This is a genomic window from Leeuwenhoekiella sp. ZYFB001 (assembly GCF_011784865.1).
GTDB lineage: Bacteria > Bacteroidota > Bacteroidia > Flavobacteriales > Flavobacteriaceae > Leeuwenhoekiella > Leeuwenhoekiella palythoae.
The window spans coordinates 544842-566687 of the sequence record NZ_CP050460.1 but is presented as its reverse complement, the minus strand read 5'-3'; the positions used below and the strand labels follow the sequence as shown (position 1 = coordinate 566687).

The following is a 21846-nucleotide window of genomic DNA, read 5'->3' as shown; positions in this document are numbered from 1 at the left end:
CCGGTGGAACATTTTAAATATGTGATGGTCCTATGAGACAACTTAAGATTACAAAACAGGTTACTAACAGAGAAACCGCTTCGCTTGACAAGTATTTACAAGAAATTGGTAAAGTAGACCTTATTACTGCCGATGAGGAGGTTGAATTAGCACAACGTATTAAAGCAGGCGATCAGCGTGCATTAGAAAAATTGACTAAAGCTAACCTGCGTTTTGTGGTTTCTGTTGCAAAACAATACCAAAACCAAGGGCTAACGCTTCCTGACTTGATTAATGAAGGAAATTTAGGTCTTATCAAAGCTGCGCAGCGTTTTGACGAAACGCGCGGTTTTAAATTTATCTCTTATGCTGTTTGGTGGATTAGACAATCTATTTTACAAGCATTAGCTGAGCAATCACGCATTGTGCGTCTTCCACTAAACAAGATCGGAAGTATCAATAAAATCAACAAAACTTACGCGTTTCTAGAGCAAGCTAATGAGCGTCCGCCAAGCCCTGAAGAAATTGCAAAAGAGCTTGATATGACTGTTAATGAGGTAAAAGAATCGCTTAAGAATGCAGGTCGTCACGTAAGTATGGATGCGCCACTTATTGAAGGGGAAGATTCTAACTTATATGATGTTTTGCGCTCTGGTGAGTCTCCTAACCCTGACCGTGAATTGCTTAGCGAATCCCTTAGTACAGAGATCGAACGTGCTCTAGAAACGCTAACGCCACGCGAAGCTGATGTTGTGCGTTTATATTTTGGTTTAGGTCATCAACATCCTATGACTCTTGAAGAAATTGGTGAGACTTTTGACCTTACTCGTGAGCGTGTACGCCAAATTAAAGAAAAGGCGATCAGAAGACTTAAACACACCTCTCGCAGCAAAATTTTAAAAACCTATTTAGGCTAGATTTTACAAGAATTCGTTAAAAATAGGGTGTTTCGCTAGCTTTTTAGTAAATTGCACTAATATTGAAACCCCAAGAAAATATTTAAAGTAACAACAGTTCATCATAACTGTTCGTTTTTTGATTGATGAATGAATCCCCGGCTGATTACCGGGGATTTTTCATGGTATCTATTTGAGCTGATATAAATCTAAATTGACACCACTTCTAAAGCAGCAATTCTTAAATTTACGCTATAAATAAAATTTGATATGACTCCTAAATACCTTGCTCCTTCTATCCTTGCTGCTGATTTTGCAAACCTTGAACGCGATATTAAAATGGTCAACGCTAGTGATGCAGACTGGCTGCATGTAGATGTGATGGATGGTGTTTTTGTACCCAATATCTCTTTTGGAATGCCGGTGGTTCAAGCCATAACGCAGCACGCAAAAAAAGTGATTGATGTACATTTAATGATCGTAGATCCAGATCGCTATATCAAGACTTTTGCAGCTTTAGGAAGCACTAATCTTACCGTACATTACGAAGCTTGCACCCATTTACACCGCACCTTGCAGGCGATCAAAGCAGAAGGAATGAAAGCAGGAGTAGCGCTTAATCCACACACGCCAGTACACCTTTTAAAAGATGTAATTACTGATATCGACCAAGTCATCATTATGAGTGTGAATCCGGGGTTTGGCGGTCAATCGTTCATAGAGAATACCTACCGAAAAGTGCGGGAATTAAAAGAGATCATTCTCACGCATAATGCTAATACGTTAATCGAAATTGATGGCGGAGTGACAGATCGTAATGCAAAACAATTGATAGAGAGTGGTGCAGATGTTTTAGTGGCTGGAAGCTTTATTTTTAAGGCTGAAAATCCAACCGAAACCATAAAAATAATGAAAGAGCTTATCTCCTAAACAGCTCTTTTTTATTGGGGTTGAATCGCTTCGGGTGTAGTGAAAAAAGAAGAGCAGATCTGTTTGTACTAATCGCTTTGCAACGCCCCCTACAGCCAACAAAATTATTAGAATGCAACAGTAATCTGCTCGTTCTTGATCTTAAATCTAATCCGTAGCAAATAAAAGAAGAAGCGTTCAGAAAAAAGTACGGAATTCCGTAATGGAGAGCGACTTTAACATTATAACTAATACTTTAGTGCATTCCTATCCTGATATTCCTTCGGTCACAAACTTTTTACTAAACCCATAAGGGTCAAAATCCCAAACGAATGGAAGCATAAAATATACAAATAACGTTAATAGGATTATTGAAACAATATTCATCCAAAATCCGGCTTTTACCATATCAGGTATTTTAAGATATCCTGAACCGAAAACTACGGCGTTGGGCGGTGTAGCCACCGGCAGCATAAACGCACAAGAAGCGGCAACTGTGGTTGCAACTAAAAGCATATAAGGATTAAGATCAAGCTCAAGCGCTATTGGTGCCAGAATGGGCAATAACATCGCCGTGGTGGCAAGATTTGAAGTCAATTCTGTTATAAAATTGACACTGAAAATAACAAGGAGAATAATCAATAAAAGCGGTAAGGCATCTAAAAGAGTCATCTGAAGTCCGAACCATTTTGCCAATCCTGTAACCTCAAAACCGGATGCCAATGCCATTCCGCCGCCAAAAAGAAGAATGATTCCCCAAGGAATATTTACGGCTTCTTCCCAGTGTAAAATACGTTTTCCTTTTCCGGAAGCATTCAGTGTAAATAGTAAAATACCTGCAGCTATTGCGATGATGGTATCATCAATGCCGGGAAACCAATTTTCTAAGAAGAAAGATCTGGTGATCCAGCAAATAGCCGTAGTTGTAAAAACAACCAACACCGTTTTTTCTTCACGCTGCATAGGTCCCAACTCCTTGAGCAAGCGATTGATTTCTGCTTTTCCGCCGGGAAAGTCTTTCTGTTTAAAAGAATATGCAATGTTTGTGAGGTACCACCAACTGATAACGAGCAAGATCAAACTAATAGGAAAACCGAACTTAAACCACTGAAAAAAGCTAATATCTATCGCATAAACCTCTTCAATATAACCGGCGAAAACCAAGTTTGGCGGCGTTCCTATCAAAGTTGCCACACCTCCTATCGAGGCGCTATACGCAATACCCAACATCAGTGCTTTCCCAAAAATCATATTCTCATCTGCAATAGTATTGGGATTGTCCTTTAACTGAGATACGATTGACATCCCTATGGGCAGCATCATTACAGAAGTAGCAGTATTAGAAATCCACATAGATAAAAATGCGGTTGCCACCATAAAACCTAGAATAATATTTTTGACATTGGTCCCAATGATTTTGATGATATGCAAAGCGATGCGCTTGTGGAGATTCCATTTTTCAATTGCAATTGCTAAAATAAAACCGCCCATATACAAGAACACATATTTGTGCCCATACGACGCTGTAGTCGTTGAGATATCTACCGCCCCCGTAAGCGGAAACAATACAATAGGAAGCAAAGCAGTCACTGCGATAGGGACGACTTCGGTAACCCACCATAATGCCATCCATAACGTTACGCAAAGAATATTGTAAGCGGGCTGTGACATGCCGGTTGGCGCGTCTAACTGTTGCAGTATTAAAAATAGTACAGGACCAAGTACTAAGAAAATAGACTTTTTAAATTTCATGGTATGTAGTGACCGTTATAGGGTAAAATCGCTTTGTTACATTAAGGTTACAAAATACTAGAAATTTTATTACTGAAAATCTATAGGAAAGAGGGATTCAATTTAATTATTGAAAAAAGTAATTTGAATCATATATTATTTTAGAAAGGTATAATTATAAACAATACTCTAGCTACTACTTAAACTAAAGGTGGAATGAACATTTGAAAGTTGACCATCTCAAAGAAAGACCCCCAAGATTGATCCAACATACCTTTTGAATCTCTAAGAAAGTTTCGGATTATAAGGGTTTAAGCTATGAAATAAAAAAGCAGGCTAACTATTTTAGACAAATCCATGAGCCCCCTACAGCTAATGAATCAAAGTTAAGTTTAGTTTTAGCCTGCTTATAGTATTAAAGCTTCGGTTTACATTTTTCTCAAAATCAACCGACTATCTTTAGCATTATTTATAATTAAAGATACTAAGTGATATTCAACAATAAAGAAGTTTAACAGTATTTCTTAAAATCTATGAGCTAAGACTGGTATTCTATAAAATAAGAAACTCCCTCAGAAGAGGGAGTTTCTACGTTAAAATCAAAGAAGAAAAATGATTCTAACGCCTCTCATTACCTGCTTACAACGATGAATTCAGACCTCCTATTTTCAGAGTATTCCAGTTCTGTACAGGTTTTTCCGTCTTCATCACAAATATGTATGGGTCTTGACTCCCCATAGCCTATAGCACTCTCTATACGAGAAGGATCTATACCATTTTCTATGAGCCAGTCTTTTGTTGAGTTTGCCCTGTTTGAGGATAGGGTTTTATTAAAATAATCTGTTCCGCGCTGATCTGTATGCGATTCGATTTTAATGATCATTTCAGGATAAGAATCCATCACTTCAATGACCCGCTTTAGCTGAATTGCAGCTACGTCGTTTATATTGTACCGATAATATTCAAAGTAAATGGGATCAATACGTATCTTTTCAACATCTCCATCGGTCACAAAAATTTCTGAAAGATCTTTTAGCCTAAAGTCAACCATATCCATTAAATGACCAGGAATCAAGTCTGTTGAAAAATCTAAAGCGTCTTCTCCATAGCCCGCTTTCGTAGCCTCTAAGGTATAGGTAGTTTCACAGTTTAACGTCATAGTGTAGGATCCCATTTCATCGGTAATCACTTCTTGATGTACCTGACCATCATTAATATAGGCAGTCACTTTAGCGCCAGATAATATCTCTTTTGTTTCTAGATCATACACCGTACCGGTGATCGTTTGTAAACATTCTTTTACGTTATATTTAAAGCTATAGATATCATCACCACCTTTTCCGCCAGCACGGTCTGAGGAAAAATAACCTGAGTCAGGTTCTAAACCAGCTACATAAGCAAAATCGTCTGCATTAGAATTGATGTTAGGCCCCAGATTGATAACGGCTCCAAAAATTCCGTCTTGAAAATTAGTTTTATAAACGTCTAGTCCGCCAAATCCTACGTGTCCTTCAGATGAAAAGTACAAGGTGTTATCTTTATAAAACGGAAAATAATCATCAACAATACTGTTGATCAAAGGGCCTAAATTTCGTGGTTTTGAATACGTACCGTCCTCGTAGATATCGCAAACATAAATATCTGCTTTACCAAAGCCACCGGGCATATCTGATGCGAAAAACAGTTTGGTACCGTCTTCGGTTACAAAAGGGTGTCCCGAAGAATACGTGTCCCCATTAAAAGGCAATAACTCTTTCTTTAGTTTCTTTGCTGTAAGATCTACACGATAAATATTGAAGTAATTGCGTTTATCCCCCGTAAAAATCTTTCTCTTATTATCTTGAGCGCTAGAAGCAAAGTAAATGTATTTACTATTAGGTGAGAAGCTTACAGTTGCATCATGATACGGCGTTTCTAAGTCTTCATTAAATAGTCCTATATTTGAAAAAGATTCGGGACCGTTCATATCTGCCTTATAAATAGCTAAATAGGGTGTATTATCACGCTCGTAAATTTTATTAGCTTCTTTATTTCGGGCTGAAGTAAAAACAAATGTACCCTCACTTATCGCACCACCAAAATCAGCATACTGTGAGTTCAATTCCAGATTTTTAATTGTGTACAGGGTGTCTCCCTTAATCAATTCTTCAAATCTTGATTTTTCTTCATAATATGCGTTAAGCATTTCGGGCGTTCCTTTTTCTTTTACATACAACTCAACCACTTGGCTCGCTTTATCGTATTCTTTGAGATAACGCAGGGTATCGTAATATTGAAACCCCTGAAAGTTATCTTGGTTAGGTCCAACCTTTTTATACCAGATTTCATAATATTCTTTTGCCTTGTAGTAATCTTTAAGATTGTAATAAACATCACCCATTTTCATATAAACCTCGGGTGCTACATTCTCTTTTTTTGCTGAAGCCATATATTTCTCAAAAGCCGGAGCAGCTTCTATATAAATATGTCTATCATAAAGTTCGTTTGCCTTTTTTAGATTGCTTTGTGAGAAAGCATTAACACTTATAAATAGTAGTAAAATATAAATAGTTCTCATGGGTCTCAATTTTAAAAGAATCTTGGTGAAAAAGTTGCTCCTCGTCTTCTAGCAAGAGAAAACTTAATTAAGATCTCATGACTCCCCTCATTGTATTGATTAAAGTCTGAAGTATTATAATCGTAAGCATAGCCTATAAAAATATTATTGGTTACCTGAAAGCCAGCCAATGCGCTCACGGCAGCATCCATACTATACCCTGCCCCAATAGTAAAGCGCTCCAGAAAAAGAAAATTAGCCGATAGATTTGCTCTTATAGGCGCCCCTTCTACATAATCAAATAAAGCGGCCGGCTTGAATTTTGTATTCTGACTGATATCAAATATATATCCTCCAATGAGATACACGTGTAACTGCTCTGTGTTCACAAAATCATCTTCCTCATCATAATATTCCTGTGAGAAAAAGTTAGGCGTTGAAAGTCCCAAATACCATTGATCGCTATATAAATACGTACCGGCTCCTAAAACACCTAGAAATTGATTATTGATGTTATTCATAAATGAAGGGTCATTAGGATTATCAAAAACCCCTTTTCTAAAATCAACGTTGAGTACTCTAAAACCGGCTTTTAAACCAAAAGACAAATACGTACGCTCAGCCAACTGAATGGCATAAGAAAAATTTCCGTCAATATTCAAGTCTTCTGAAGGGCCTAAGGCATCCCGAGTTATGTTTAAACCCAGACCTACATTATAGGTGACAGGCGTCTCCAGACCTAAGTTGATGGTTTCTGGTGCCCCGTCGATCCCGGTGAATTGTGCTTTATAATTTGCTGTAATGTTCAATGCATCAGATGAGCCTGCATAAGCAGGGTTCACTGTCATAGTATTGTACATATACTGCGTATAGTTGGGCGCCTGCTGCCCGTAAATACCGGCAGCACTACACGCCACAATCATCAGTTTGATTAAGGTTGTGACTATTTTTGTCATGATTATTAAATTTTAATGAGAGAATTAATTTATTATCGAGCTATATAAATCCAACCGGTTAGGGTACGCTCACCCTCGCCCAACTCTATAGCGTAGTAATAGGTTCCTGCAGGTAAACCGCTGGATTTGTTTATAGAGTTAGCTACATTAGAATCCCCATTCCACGTATTGAGATAACCACTAGCAGTAAAGACTAACTGTCCTACTCTGTTATACACATTTACCGTATTGTTAGGGTATTTTTCAATACATCGTACCGTAAACAGATCGTTCATCCCATCACCGTTTGGCGAAAACTCATTGAATACCATCAAGCAATCAGGATCGATCTCTACTTCTGAAGTATTGTTTCCGGTATTGCTGTCTATTGGTGTCGAAGTGATTATTTCTGCTACGTTTCTATAGTCTCCTGTGCTTAGAACAGTAGCTACAACTGTTAATGTTGTGCTGCTATTTGCTGCTAAAGAAGGAATTGTCCACACTCCGGTAAGCGGATTGTAACCACCTATTGGTGCCGTAAAACTGTCAAACTCTAAACCTGACGGAAGGGCTTCACTTACTTGAATATTAGTAATATCCGTTTCACCGGTATTTGTTACTTCAATTAAGTACGTTACCTGCTCGCCAATTGCCGGATTCATTAGATTTACCGATTTAGAAATACTTAAATCAGAACAAGCTTCTGCAATAACATCCAGATCAGCCGAAGTTTCAACGATACAAGAAAGCGTTGTATCATAAGTCACGCTTACGGTATTGTTTCCTGGGATATCCCAAATTACAGCCACAAAATTATCATCTAGGCCACCTCCCGAAGTGATTGAACCTCCTGAAGTGATCGTCCACATATAATTTGACATGCCAGACTGTGTGGTGTAGATTATCTCAGTGCCCAAGCACGCATTAGCCTGTGAAGCTTCGATACTCGCAGTGGTAGGTTGCGTGAGCATAACAGTTACTCCAAAACGACCGTTGCCCTCTACTCCATCTACTACAAGAGCTGCATAATAGGTGACTCCATCTGCTAAAGGCGTAGTTTCATCAAGCTGAACACCTTCTGTTTGCTGATCATACCAAACAATGTTTGACTGATCTAAAACAATATCCTGAAGCGTCACAGGATCTGTTGAACAGAACGCCTGATTTTCATCACCTGAAGGTATTCCTACGTTGATTACCAACTCATCAATTGTAGCATCTACTGAAGTATTCCCCACACCATCACTACTTTGAGCCATCACATCGTAAGTCCCCTCTTCTATCTCATTTCCATCAGGAATAGTCAGCGTCCACGTATCATCGCCATTATCAACCAAATTCCCATCACCCTCTACATAGGTTATACTGTTAACGCTTACGGTCAAACTCTCTGAAGAATCTGCAGTTCCGGTAATCGTCGGAGTAACGTCTGCTGTGGTCTGACTGTTTACTGTTGGAATACCAGGTCCTGTGGAATCAATAGTCAATTCGTCAAGCGTGGCATCGCTGCTGCTGTTGCCGGCTGCATCGGTGGCAGTCGCCATCACATCGTAAGTTCCATCAGGAAGTGCGTTAGCGTCTGGCACAACTAAAGCCCACGTATCATCGCCCTTATCCGTCAGATTGCCGTCACCTTCGGTGTAGGTTACTCCGTTTAACATCACTATCAAATCATCTGCAGAATCTGCAGTCCCCGTAATGGTTGGCGTGTTGTCATTGGTAGTCAACAAATCAACCGTTGGAACCGCTGGCGCTGTCGTATCGATCGTTAATTCGTCAGTGGTAGCATCGCTGCTGCTGTTGCCAGCTGCATCGGTGGCAGTCGCCATCACATCGTAAGTTCCGTCAGGAAGTGCGTTAGCATTTGGAACTACTAAAGTCCACGTATCATCGCCGTTATCCATCAGATTGCCGTCACCTTCGGTATAGGTCACTCCGTTTAACATCACGGTAAGCTCATCTGCAGAATCCGCAGTACCGGTAATGGTTGGCGTGTTGTCATTGGTAGTCAACAGATCAACCGTTGGAACTGACGGTGCAGTAGTATCGATCGTTAATTCATCAGTGGTTGCATCAGTGCTGCTATTTCCGGCTGCATCGGTAGCGGTTGCCATCACATCGTAAGTTCCGTCAGGAAGTGCGTTAGCATCTGGAACAACTAAAGTCCACGTATCGTCACCGTTATCCGTCAGATTACCATCACCTTCGGTATAGGTCACTCCGTTTAACATCACGGTAAGCTCATCTGCTGAATCCGCAGTACCGGTAATGGTTGGCGTGTTGTCATTGGTAGTCAACAGATCAACCGTTGGAACTGACGGTGCAGTGGTATCGATGGTTAATTCATCAGTGGTTGCATCGCTGCTGTTGTTACCGGCTGCATCGGTGGCGGTCGCCATTACATCGTAAATTCCGTCAGGAAGTGCGTTAGCATCTGGCACAACTAAAGTCCACGTATCGTCGCCATTATCCGTTAGATTGCCGTCGCCTTCAGTATAGGTTACTCCGTTTAACATCACGGTAAGCTCATCTACAGAATCTGCAGTTCCGGTGATGGTCGGCGTATTATCATTGGTAGTCAACAAATCAACCGTTGGAATAGTCGGTGCAGTAGTATCGATCGTTAATTCATCAGTGGTTGCATCAGTGCTGCTATTTCCGGCTGCATCGGTAGCGGTTGCCATCACATCGTAAGTTCCGTCAGGAAGTGCGTTAGCATCTAACACAACTAAAGTCCACGTATCATCGCCGTTATCGGTAAGATTGCCGTCGCCTTCGGTGTAGGTTACTCCGTTTAACATCACGGTAAGTTCATCTCCAGAATCTGCAGTTCCAGTAATGGTTGGCGTGTTGTCATTGGTAGTCAACAGATCAACCGTTGGAACTGTCGGTGCAGTCGTATCGATGGTTAATTCATCGGTGGTTGCATCGCTGCTGTTGTTACCGGCTGCATCGGTAGCGGTTGCCATCACATCGTAAGTTCCGTCAGGAAGTGCGTTAGCATCTGGCACAACTAAAGTCCACGTATCATCGCCGTTATCGGTAAGATTGCCGTCGCCTTCGGTGTAGGTTACTCCGTTTAACATCACCGTTAGTTCATCTGCAGAATCCGCAGTACCGGTAATGGTTGGCGTGTTGTCATTGGTAGTCAACAGATCAACCGTTGGTACCGTCGGTGCGGTTGTATCGATCGTAAGTTCATCGGTAGTTGCATCGCTGCTGCTGTTGCCCGCTGCATCAGTGGCAGTCGCCATCACATCGTAGGTTCCGTCTGGAAGTGCATTGGCGTCTGGCACAACTAAAGTCCACGTGTCGTCGCCGTTATCCGTCAGATTACCGTCGCCTTCGGTGTAGGTTACTCCGTTTAACATCACTGTCAAATCATCTGCTGAATCCGCAGTTCCTGTGATAGTTGGCGTTTTGTCATTAGTAGTCAACAGATCAACCGTAGGAACTGTTGGCGCAGTCGTATCGATCGTAAGTTCGTCTACAGTCGCATCGCTGCTGCTGTTTCCTGCTGCATCGGTGGCAGTCGCCATTACATCATAAGTTCCGTCAGGAAGTGCGTTAGCGTCTGGCACAACCAAAGTCCACTTGTCGTCGCCGTTATCCGTTAGATTGCCGTCGCCTTCGGTATAGGTTACTCCGTTTAACATCACGGTAAGGTCATCTGCTGAATCTGCAGTTCCTGTGATAGTCGGTGTGTTGTCATTGGTAGTCAACAGATCAACCGTTGGAACCGCTGGCGCTGTCGTATCGATCGTTAATTCGTCAGTGGTAGCATCGCTGCTGCTGTTGCCAGCTGCATCGGTGGCAGTCGCCATCACATCGTAAGTTCCGTCAGGAAGTGCGTTAGCATTTGGAACTACTAAAGTCCACGTATCATCGCCGTTATCCATCAGATTGCCGTCACCTTCGGTATAGGTCACTCCGTTTAACATCACGGTAAGCTCATCTGCAGAATCCGCAGTACCGGTAATGGTTGGCGTGTTGTCATTGGTAGTCAACAGATCAACCGTTGGAACTGACGGTGCAGTAGTATCGATCGTTAATTCATCAGTGGTTGCATCGCTGCTGCTGTTGCCGGCTGCATCAGTGGCAGTCGCCATTACATCGTAAGTTCCATCAGGCAGTGCGTTAGCATCTGGAACAACTAAAGTCCACGTATCGTCACCGTTATCCGTCAGATTGCCGTCGCCTTCAGTATAGGTTACTCCGTTTAACATCACGGTAAGGTCATCTGCAGAATCCGCGGTTCCGGTAATGGTCGGCGTGTTGTCATTAGTAGTCAACAGATCAACCGTTGGAACTGTTGGTGCAGTGGTATCGATGGTTAATTCATCGGTGGTAGCATCACTGCTGCTATTGCCGGCTGCATCGGTAGCAGTCGCTATCACATCGTAAGTTCCGTCTGGAAGTGCGTTAGCATCTGGAACGTTCAGCGTCCACGTATCATCGCCGTTATCCGTTAGATTGCCGTCACCTTCGGTATAGGTTACTCCGTTTAACATCACGGTAAGTTCATCTGCAGAATCCGCAGTTCCCGTAATGGTTGGCGTGTTGTCATTGGTAGTCAACAGATCAACCGTTGGTACCGTCGGTGCGGTTGTATCGATCGTAAGTTCATCGGTAGTTGCATCGCTGCTGCTGTTGCCGGCCGCATCGGTGGCAGTGGCCATTACATCGTAGGTTCCGTCTGGAAGTGCGTTAGCATCCGGCACAACTAAAGTCCACGTGTCGTCGCCGTTATCCGTCAGATTGCCGTCGCCTTCAGTATAGGTTACTCCGTTTAACATCACTGTTAAATCATCTGCTGAATCTGCAGTTCCCGTGATGGTTGGTGTGTTATCATTGGTAGCCAACAGATCAACCGTTGGTACCGTCGGCGGAGTCGTATCAATAGTAAGTTCATCGGTAGTTGCATCACTGCTGCTGTTGCCCGCAGCATCAGTGGCAGTCGCCATTACATCGTAAGTTCCGTCAGGAAGTGCGTTAGCATCTGGCACAACTAAAGTCCACGTGTCGTCACCGTTATCCGTCAGAATGCCGTCGCCTTCGGTATAGGTTATACCGTTTAACATCACCGTTAAATCATCTGCTGAATCTGCAGTTCCGGTAATGGTTGGCGTGTTGTCATTAGTAGTCAATAGATCAACCGTTGGTACCGCCGGTGCAGTGGTATCGATAGTTAATTCATCGGTTGTTGCATCACTGCTGCTGTTGCCGGCAGCATCGGTGGACGTGGCTACCACATCATAGGTCCCTTCTGCTAAAGCTGAAGGAATATCAAGGCTCCACGTACCATCGCCATTGTCGGTTAAAGCGGCTCCGGATTCCGGGTAAGCTACTCCATCAACGGTTACCACCAAGTCTGCTGAAGAATCCGCGGTTCCGGTAAGCGTTGGTGTAGTATCATTCGTTGTTAAAAAGTCTACCGTTGGAACCGCGGGTGCGGTTGTATCGATCGTAAGTTCATCAGTGGTAGGATCAGTTGCGGTTTGGATGCCTTGGGTTACTGTGGCTGTTACATCATAAACCCCATCGGTCAGTACTACCGGAAGTACCAGCGTCCAAGTGTCATCGTTATTATCGGTTAAGTTGCCATCACCTTCGCTGTAGGTCACCCCGTCTACCGTTACCGTTAGATCATCTGCAGAGTCTGCAGTTCCTGTGATAGTTGGCGACTGATTACTGGTTACCTGTGGTACCACTGTGGGCTGGGTTGGTAACGTAGAATTGATCACCAACTCATCTACGGTAACATCTGAAGAAGTGTTGCCCGCGGTATCAGTAGCGGTGATCGCCACATCATACGTACCGTCTGCAAGTGCATTTCCGGCAGGAACATTTAAGGTCCACGTATCGTTATTATTGTCTATTAAATCACCATCTCCTTCGGTGTAGGTTACTCCGTTTAAGGTTACTACAATAGCATCTTCAGAATCAGCAGTACCGGTCACTGTAGGTGTATTATCGCTGGTTTCTTGAGTATTCACTGTTGGCACTGTAGGTGCTGTGGTGTCTACGGTAAGTTCATCGGTGGTTATGTCTGTACTGCTATTGCCTGCTATATCTGTAGCAGTAGCGATCACATCATACACCCCATCATCCAGTGCATTTGCTGCAGGAATCAGTAACGTCCAGGTATCGTCGCCATTGTCTATTAGATTGGTATCTCCCTCACTGTAGGTGATTCCATCAACGGTAACGGTCAGGTTATCTATAGAATCAGCGGTACCGGTAATCGTAGGAGTATCGGTATTGGTGATCTGAGCATCTACCGTAGGTATTGCAGGATCATCAAGGTCTACCGTATAGGTTTGTGTGGTGGATACTGTAGTCTGACACGTCAATAGATTTGTAGCCGTTACTGAAGCATCAACGGTAAGATCATTATCAGCTACCAATTGCGCGCCGGCTACATCTACTGTAAAGCTAAGGTCTGCAGCTACTGTGGCTGTATACTCAAAGGTGTTTACGGTAACTATTACAGGATCACCTGCTTCGGCGTCACCACCTACGCTTCCTGTAAGGGCGATGGTCGTTCCTGCTTCGGCTGCATTGATGATATTGTCTGGCGTTACCGGATCTAAAGCAATGGTTGGCTCAGGACCGCCATCAAAAGTAACATCTACCACTTGTAGGTCTCCCGGTGCATTTTCACAGCCTGTGACTGCATCCACTAAACTTACATACACTCTAAACGGACCGTCAGCCTGAGTTAACCCTTCTACTTCAAGTTCGCCATCAGCATTGATACTATACGTAATTCCATCTTCTACTAAACCATCAGTGATCGGCAGCGTTCCGTTAGCATCTAGATAATAGTTGAAGCTTCCGTTGATCGTTGCTGTGGGAACGATAGTAAGCAGTTCCGGAAGACAGATCGGAAGATCAAATCCTACAACAGTGATATCGCCGGATTCCGGTAAGGGATTGACAGTCACCTCTACAGCCACGCGGCCGGATTCTTCGGTGCAACCCGCTAAAAAGGAGGCTACATAAAAGGTAGTATCTTCTGACAATGCCGCAGTGGTAAAGGTTTCACCACTGGCTGTGGTTGCTAGTAAATTTCCGCCAACCTCGCTGTCATACCAGCGCAGTTCTGCACCCGCACTCGCCGTAGTCGCCACTAAAGAAGCGCTTTCTCCCTCACACACTTCAACATCCTCTGATGCAGCATCGATGATAGGAAGACTTGGCGTAATAGCAATATCGTGAAAGTCCAGACTCTGTGCGATGTTTACACCCAAAAGTGAGGACAGGCGCACCACTACTCGATCTGCAGCTCCGCCAACATCAAAAGGTACTGCTGCTATATCGCCATTCTCTAAAAGTCCTAAAAGATCTAGATTCAGTAAGGTTGAAAGGCTTGAACTAGAAACAAGTGTGGTTCCATTATAAGCTTCAAAGGTAATATTATTAGCTACTCCTAAAGCCAATAGGTTCGGATCTACTTTTAAACTGATTTTAAAATCTTCGGTAGGTTGCGTTGCAGTATCAAAATAAACTTCCTGCTCTACCGAAGCCGCCACACTCACAATACCTAAAGCTAGTTGAGAGAAAGTGGCAGGATCTCCATCGATCGCATTTTCAGGATTGGTCACTCCCGCGCCTAGTAGTCCCACGCCACTAACATCTGTGGTGGTGAATGACGGACTGTTACAAATACTTGTGTCAATGGTAAGTTCGTTTGTGGTAGCATCAACACTTGACGTACCTAAAATATTGGTGGCTGTGGCAATCACATCGTACGTTCCTTCTGCCAGCGCTACCGGAACCTCTAGAGTCCAGGTGTCATCACCATTATCGGTGAGATCACCATCTCCTTCAGTATAGGTTACTCCGTCTACTTCAACGGTAAGATCATCTGTGGAATCTGCAGTACCGGTGATACGCGGAGTGGTATCAGCAGTAGTCAGCATATCAACCGTGGGTACTGTTGGTGCGGTTGTATCAATGGTAAGTTCATCAGTTGTAGCATCACTGCTGCTATTTCCCGCTGCATCAGTAGAAGTAGCTACCACATCATAGGTTCCGGCAGTTAATGCTGTTGGAATATCAAGGCTCCACGTACCATCACCATTGTCGGTTAGATCGGCTCCGGATTCCGGATAAGCCACTCCATCAACCGTTACCACCAAGTCTGCTGAAGAATCAGCGGTTCCGGTAATTGTTGGTGTAGTATCATTCGTTGTTAAAAAGTCAACTGTTGGAATCGCTGGCGCTGTCGTATCAATAGTAAGTTCATCGGTGGTCACATCAGTACTGCTGTTGCCTGCTGCATCAGTAGAAGTAGCTACCACATCATAGGTCCCTTCTGCTAATACCGAAGGAATATCAAGGCTCCACGTACCATCACCATTGTCGGTTAAAGCGGCTCCGGATTCCGGGTAAGCCACTCCATCGACCGTTACCACTAAGTCTGCTGAAGAATCTGCAGTTCCCGTAATGGTTGGCGTGTTGTCATTGGTAGTCAACAAATCAACCGTTGGTACCGTAGGTGCAGTCGTATCTATTGTTAATTCATCGGTGGTAGCATCCGTGCTGCTGTTTCCGGCTGCATCGGTTGAAGTGGCTACCACATCGTAGGTTCCTTCTGCTAAAGCTGAAGGAATATTTAGAGTCCACGTACCATCACCATTGTCGGTTAAATCGGCTCCGGATTCCGGGTAAGCTACTCCGTCTACGGTTACCACCAAGTCTGCTGAAGAATCCGCGGTTCCGGTAATCGTTGGTGTAGTATCATTAGTCGTTAAAAAGTCTACCGTTGGAACCGCTGGCGCTGTGGTATCGATCGTAAGTTCATCGGTGGTAGGATCAGTTGCGGTTTGGATGCCTTGGGTTACTGTGGCTGTTACATCATAAACCCCATCGGTCAGTACTACCGGAAGTACCAGCGTCCAAGTGTCATCGTTATTATCGGTTAAGTTGCCATCACCTTCGCTGTAGGTCACCCCGTCTACCGTTACCGTTAGATCATCTGCAGAGTCTGCAGTTCCTGTGATAGTTGGCGACTGATTACTGGTTACCTGTGGTACCACTGTAGGCTGGGTTGGTAACGTAGAATTGATCACCAACTCATCTACGGTAACATCTGAAGAGGTGTTGCCTGCGGTATCAGTAGCGGTGATCGCCACATCATACGTACCGTCTGCAAGTGCATTTCCGGCAGGGACATTTAAGGTCCACGTATCGTTATTATTGTCTATTAAATCACCATCTCCTTCAGTGTAGGTTACTCCGTTTAGGGTCACTACAATGGCATCTTCAGAATCAGCAGTACCGGTCACAATAGGTGTGGTATCGCTGGTTTCTTGCGTATTCACTGTTGGTACCGTAGGTGCTGTGGTGTCTACGGTAAGTTCATCGGTGGTAGCGTCTGTACTGCTGTTGCCTGCTATATCTGTAGCGGTAGCGATCACATTATACACCCCATCATCCAGTGCATTTGCTGCAGGAATGAGTAATGTCCAGGTGTCGTCCCCATTGTCTATTAAATTGGTATCTCCCTCACTGTAAGTTATTCCATCTACGGTAACGGTCAGGTTATCTATAGAATCAGCGGTACCGGTAATCGTAGGGGTATCGGTATTGGTGATCTGAGCATCTACCGTAGGTATTGCAGGATCATCAAGGTCTACCGTATAGGTTTGTGTGGTGGATACTGTAGTCTGACACGTCAATAGATTTGTTGCCGTTACTGAAGCATCTACGGTAAGATCATCATCAGCTACCAATTGCGCGCCGGCTACATCTACCGTAAAGCTAAGGTCTGCAGCTACTGTGGTAGTATACTCAAAGGTATTTACGGTAACCACAACAGGATCACCTGCTTCGGCGTCACCACCTACGCTTCCGGTAAGGGCGATGGTCGTTCCGGCTTCGGCTGCGTTGATGATATTGTCTGGCGTTACCGGATCTAAAGCAATGGTTGGCTCAGGACCGCCATCAAAAGTAACATCAACTACCTGAAGGTCTCCCGGTGCATTTTCACAACCAGTGACTGCATCCACTAAACTTACATACACTCTAAACGGACCGTCAGCTTGGGTTAACCCTTCTACTTCAAGTTCGCCATCAGCATTGATAGTATAGGTAATTCCATCTTCTACTAAACCATCAGTGATCGGTAGCGTTCCGTTAGCATCTAGGTAATAATTGAAGCTTCCGTTGACCGTTGCTGTGGGAACAATAGTAAGCAGCTCCGGAAGACAGATAGGAAGATCAAATCCTAAAACAGTGATATCGCCGGATTCCGGTAAGGGATTAACAGTCACCTCCACGGCCACGCGGCCGGATTCTTCGGTACAACCCGCTAAGAAGGAGGCTACATAAAAGGTCGTATCTTCTGACAATGCCGCGGTGGTAAAAGCCTCACCACTTGCTGTAGTTGCCAGTAAATTTCCGCCAACCTCGCTGTCATACCAGCGCAGTTCTGCACCCGCACTCGCCGTAGTCGCCACTAAAGAAGCGCTTTCTCCCTCGCATACTTCAACATTCTCTGATGCAGCGTCGATCACGGGAATTCCGGGAGTGATCGCTACATCATATAAGTCTAATCTTTGAAAAACATTAACTCCTAATAAGGAGGTATAACGTACCACAATGCGGTCTGCAGGTCCAGCGACGTCAAAAGGAACCTGCGCGACAGCACCGCCTTGCAAAAGGCCCAAAAGATCAAGATTTAATAGGGATGAAAGACTCGAACTCGAGACTAATGTAGGACCATTGTAGGCCTCAAAGGTGATATTGTTAACCACTCCTAAAGCCAACAATGTTGGATCTACTCTTAAACTGATTTTAAAATCTTCAGTGGGCTGTGATGGGACACCAAAATAAACTATTTGCTCTATAGATGCAGCTACGTCCAACACCCCAAGACTCAATTCTGAGAAAGAGTTGGGATCATTATCTATAGCATTTTCAGGATTATTGACTCCTGCTCCTCCCAGTTGCAATAGATCAAGACTAAGACCGTCTCCATCATAAGAGGTGTAAAGTGGATCATTACACGTTAAAGCGCCAGAATTATAAAATGCGCCTCTCACATTTAATGTTCTCGTATTACCTAAACCTAGAAGCGAACCTATACTATTAGTGATGCGTATACTGCTGTATGATTGATTTGGGGTCATAGCAATATACATCGCACCACTAACATCTGTTACCACACGCACTCGGGGAGAATCAAAGGTATTAGGGTCAGAGGAGTCTGCGCTAAGCACCGTTGTTGTGCCCGATCTGGCTTCGACTGTAAATTCTTGATTTCCGATAAGGACTACCCCAAGAACATCTCCTAATAGATTACCCAGACCACCACCTAGCAGAACGCGAAGAAGTTCATCCTGAGTATCTATGCGTATGAAGGTTGTGGTATTTGCTGCTACCGGAGTATCGTAGCCTATCTCAATAAAACTGTTATAAGCTCCTATACCTAATGCCAAGCCACTATTAGCTTCTAGCTCTGCAGTGGTATTTAGATCACCATCTACAGCAAAAGAACCATTAACTACGTGATCTGTATCAATATCAACTAAGTTAGTTGCAAACGTCTGTGTTTGCCCTAAAGCATTTTGCCCTATACTGCATACAAGGAGCAGGCAAAAAATGGATTTGAAAATAAAATTTCGAAAAGTAAAGTTCACCATAGTTACTTTGTTTTAAGGTTGAGAGGTTATTTTTAAAACGTTAAATCTGAGCAATAAAAGCCTAGGCCAACAACCATATATGGTTGTCAGTCAAGATTTTAAAATGTAAATAGGGGTGAGAAAATTTTGACATAAGTATGGCTAAAAACCCTCTTAAATGTCAAAATGAACGTCTACTCTGGAAAATTTGTAATGAGAGTATTAACTTTTGTTTATACTAAGCTAGATAAGGATTCTTTAAAAAACACAAAAACTGGATAAAAAACACAACTTTATCGGTTTAGTTTGGGTGTTTTTTAATTTTTTACAAGTGTAATTTTATTTATCGTAGGAATGTGACCCGGAAATATAAACGCATATTACTGTTTTATACAAGTAATTATTTTTTACAACTACCACTATATCAGCATTTAATAGTCGTTCATCCTAAATCAAAGGAGTAAATCGATTTATGTGAGAAGATTCAGAATTAAAAAAAACGATTTACTTCCATAGAAAATAAATCGTAAGAATATTCTTAATAACTAAAACCGTATAAACTATTTCCGCTTTGTGTTTGGTCTTATGATCAGTCTGAGATCTTGATTTTGGGTAAGGTATTCTGTAGACCAGTTGTAGAACGTACGCACTCTATTTCGATAATCAATTAATGCAAATAGGTGTACAAATAGCCATACAAACCAGGCTACAAAACCATTGAAGTGTAGTTTTGGTCTAGGCATATCGGCAACAGCTTTACTGCTCCCAATAATCGCCATAGATCCTTTATCAAGATAATTGAAGGGTTTGGGCGGCTTTCCTTTAGCCATTCGGTCCAGGTTTTTAGCTAATACTCTACCTTGTTGCATGGCAACTTGCGCAAGTTGCGGATGCCCGGTAGGAAAATCTGAGTCAGCAGTGCTTATTGAGGCATCACCAATAGCATAAATATCCTGTACATTTTCGACCTTATTATAGGCATCTACTTTTAACCGGTTACCGCGTTCATAAGCCATATCGGGGATTCCTTTAAATCGAAAGCCGGTCACGCCCGTCGCCCAGATAAGGTTTTTGCTATAAATATGAGAACCATCTTTCATCATAACTTTTTCGCCATCAAAATCTACAACTCGCGTGTTAAGCAAAACTTCCACACCTGCTTTTTGTAGTTTTTTAAGCGTGTATTGCTGACTTTTCTCACTCATAGGCGAAAGCAGCTCTCCCCCACCGTTGATCAAATAAATTCGGCTTCCCGAACCTATGAGCTCAGGAAATTCTTTTCTTATCGTATGATTACGCAACTCTGCAAAAACCCCGGAAATTTCAACTCCGGTAGGACCACCTCCCGCAACCACCATATTTAAATAGGGTAAACGTTGTGACTTATCATCTATGCGCGTGGCTTCTTCAAGTCGCTGTAGTAAAAGATTACGCATTTCTAATGCGTCTTCAAGCGTCTTCATGGGAATCGCATGCTTTTCAATCTGATCAAGTCCAAAATAATTGGTTTGCGTTCCCGTAGCCAATACCAAATAATCGTAGTGTAGCGTACCGTTATTCAAAATGATCTGATGATTTTCAGGCTGAACTTCTAAAAATTCTCCCATTCTAAACCTAAAATTCGCCTGGCCTCTAAAAAGGTTTCTAAACGGAAAAGTGATACTCGAAGGATCAAGATATCCCGTGGATACTTGATACAACAAGGGCGGAAAGAAATTGTAATTATTTTTATCTACTAAGGTAACTTGGTAGTACGATACTTTACTTAGTTTTTTAGCAAGATTGATTCCGGCAAAGCCTCCCCCAATAATTACAATATGTTTACTCATAAATTCTAGTATTAAGCTCGAAATTAGCGGTTTTCTTGGAGTTAACTTTGATTTTAAAACAATTTTAATGCTTTATTTAAGCCGCTACTTTAAGCGATATTTATCACAAAAAACTTCCGCTCGTAACTCCTAAATTAAAAGTATACTGAAGCTTTGAATCACAAAACTTTGCGTTAACTTTACTACGAATTCTTTGCTAAATAATCAATAAAAAATCAAAGTAATCGATTGTAAAAAATGTATTTGATACATTTTTTAATAAAAAAGTAATTTTATTACATATACCAACCAGAACACACTTTTATGGAAAGACACACCACGCTTGGCGAATTTATCGTTCAAAACCAAAAAGATTTCCCGTATGCTAAAGGCGAACTCACCTCACTTCTGAGCGCTATCAGGCTCGCCGGAAAAATGGTAAATCAAGAAATCAACAAAGCCGGACTCGCAGAAATACGCGGAAAAGCCGGTCAAGAAAATGTACAAGGAGAATCCCAAGCAAAACTAGATGTACTCGCCAATGACATGTTTATCAGCACATTACGTGATCGTGGCGATATTTGCGGTTTGGCCTCAGAAGAACTTGAAGATTTTGTAGTTTTTAATGAGGAGCAACATAAAAATGCCAATTATGTAGTGCTTATTGACCCGCTTGATGGTTCTTCAAATATTGATGTTGATATTACGGTAGGTACCATTTTTAGCATTTATCGCAGAATCAGCCCGGTGGGGACGCCTGTAACTTTAGAAGATTTTCTACAACCCGGTATCAATCAGGTTGCTGCGGGCTATCTCATCTACGGAACCTCAACAATGCTCGTGTATACCACAGGAAATGGTACTCACGGTTTTACCTTTGATCCCGGAATTGGATCTTTTTTCCTCTCTCATCCTAATATGAAGTACCCGGAATCTGGTAGAATTTATTCGGTAAATGAAGGGAATTATGTGCACTTTCCCCAAGGAATTAAAAAGTTTATACGTTGGGCGCAAGAGCTTAACGAAGAAGAAAACAGACCTTTTACCTCACGTTACATCGGGTCGCTGGTGGCAGATTTTCACCGAAACATGTTGCTAGGCGGAGTCTATTTATATCCTGAAGGAACTAAAGCTCCTAAGGGTAAGCTGCGTCTAAATTACGAATGTAACCCTATGGCTTTTCTTACGGAACAAGCGGGAGGAAAAGCTTCTGACGGTTATGGTCGCATTATGGAACGTATTCCTAATGAACTGCACGAGCGCGCTCCTTTTTATTGCGGATGCACTACTGAAGTAGAAAAAATTGAATGGTTTTTACAACAGAAAGATTAAACACACTTTTCAGAACAGAAGTAAATTTTTTCAGAATATTACGCGCTTCAACAGCCTAACATAAAATCCGGAAGACAACTTCCGGATTTT

Annotated in this window: 8 protein-coding genes; 3 read left to right on the top strand and 5 right to left on the bottom strand. The window is 42.7% G+C overall.

Features of this window, described 5'->3' with window-relative positions:
* Nucleotides 1-32 precede the first annotated feature (32 nt).
* Together HCN54_RS02385 and rpe are read left to right on the top strand one after the other, a co-directional pair.
* Nucleotides 33-896, top strand: coding sequence for an RNA polymerase sigma factor RpoD/SigA (locus tag HCN54_RS02385; RefSeq protein WP_072984432.1), 864 nt, complete (start codon nt 33-35; stop codon nt 894-896).
* A 249-nt stretch (nt 897-1145) separates the two neighbouring features.
* The gene (gene rpe, locus HCN54_RS02380; RefSeq protein ID WP_167596382.1) at nt 1146-1805 is read left to right on the top strand and encodes a ribulose-phosphate 3-epimerase; all 660 of its coding nucleotides are present in this window, start codon (nt 1146-1148) and stop codon (nt 1803-1805) included.
* Nucleotides 1806-2051: 246 nt separating this feature from the next.
* Here rpe and HCN54_RS02375 read toward each other — a convergent pair whose 3' ends face one another.
* From HCN54_RS02375 to HCN54_RS02355, 5 genes are all read right to left on the bottom strand, one after another.
* The gene (locus tag HCN54_RS02375; protein WP_167596381.1) at nt 2052-3536 is read right to left on the bottom strand and encodes an SLC13 family permease; all 1485 of its coding nucleotides are present in this window, start codon (nt 3534-3536) and stop codon (nt 2052-2054) included.
* A gap of 610 nt (nt 3537-4146) precedes the next feature.
* Nucleotides 4147-6072, bottom strand: coding sequence for an OmpA family protein (locus tag HCN54_RS02370; RefSeq protein WP_167596380.1), 1926 nt, complete (start codon nt 6070-6072; stop codon nt 4147-4149).
* Between the two features lie 11 nt (nt 6073-6083).
* A complete protein-coding gene (locus tag HCN54_RS02365) occupies nt 6084-7007 on the bottom strand; it encodes a type IX secretion system membrane protein PorP/SprF (RefSeq protein WP_072984424.1) in 924 nt (307 codons plus the stop codon).
* 32 nt (nt 7008-7039) lie between these two features.
* The gene (locus HCN54_RS02360) at nt 7040-18637 is read right to left on the bottom strand and encodes an Ig-like domain-containing protein (protein WP_167596379.1); all 11598 of its coding nucleotides are present in this window, start codon (nt 18635-18637) and stop codon (nt 7040-7042) included.
* Nucleotides 18638-19176: 539 nt separating this feature from the next.
* Nucleotides 19177-20445: an NAD(P)/FAD-dependent oxidoreductase gene (locus HCN54_RS02355; protein WP_167596378.1), complete on the bottom strand. Its 1269-nt coding sequence runs from the start codon at nt 20443-20445 to the stop codon at nt 19177-19179.
* Between the two features lie 303 nt (nt 20446-20748).
* Here HCN54_RS02355 and fbp point away from each other — a divergent pair, with 303 nt between their 5' ends.
* Entirely contained in the window at nt 20749-21756 is a 1008-nt protein-coding gene (fbp, locus tag HCN54_RS02350) for a class 1 fructose-bisphosphatase (RefSeq protein ID WP_167596377.1), read from the top strand.
* Nucleotides 21757-21846 lie beyond the last annotated feature (90 nt).

What these genes read in the sequence shown, in the direction of transcription:
- HCN54_RS02385 (WP_072984432.1), top strand. Translation starts at nt 33, where the DNA reads ATGAGACAACTTAAGATTACAAAACAGGTTACTAACAGAGAAACCGCT.
- rpe (WP_167596382.1), top strand. Translation starts at nt 1,146, where the DNA reads ATGACTCCTAAATACCTTGCTCCTTCTATCCTTGCTGCTGATTTTGCA.
- HCN54_RS02375 (WP_167596381.1), bottom strand. Translation starts at nt 3,536, where the DNA reads ATGAAATTTAAAAAGTCTATTTTCTTAGTACTTGGTCCTGTACTATTT.
- HCN54_RS02370 (WP_167596380.1), bottom strand. Translation starts at nt 6,072, where the DNA reads ATGAGAACTATTTATATTTTACTACTATTTATAAGTGTTAATGCTTTC.
- HCN54_RS02365 (WP_072984424.1), bottom strand. Translation starts at nt 7,007, where the DNA reads ATGACAAAAATAGTCACAACCTTAATCAAACTGATGATTGTGGCGTGT.
- HCN54_RS02360 (WP_167596379.1), bottom strand. Translation starts at nt 18,637, where the DNA reads ATGGTGAACTTTACTTTTCGAAATTTTATTTTCAAATCCATTTTTTGC.
- HCN54_RS02355 (WP_167596378.1), bottom strand. Translation starts at nt 20,445, where the DNA reads ATGAGTAAACATATTGTAATTATTGGGGGAGGCTTTGCCGGAATCAAT.
- fbp (WP_167596377.1), top strand. Translation starts at nt 20,749, where the DNA reads ATGGAAAGACACACCACGCTTGGCGAATTTATCGTTCAAAACCAAAAA.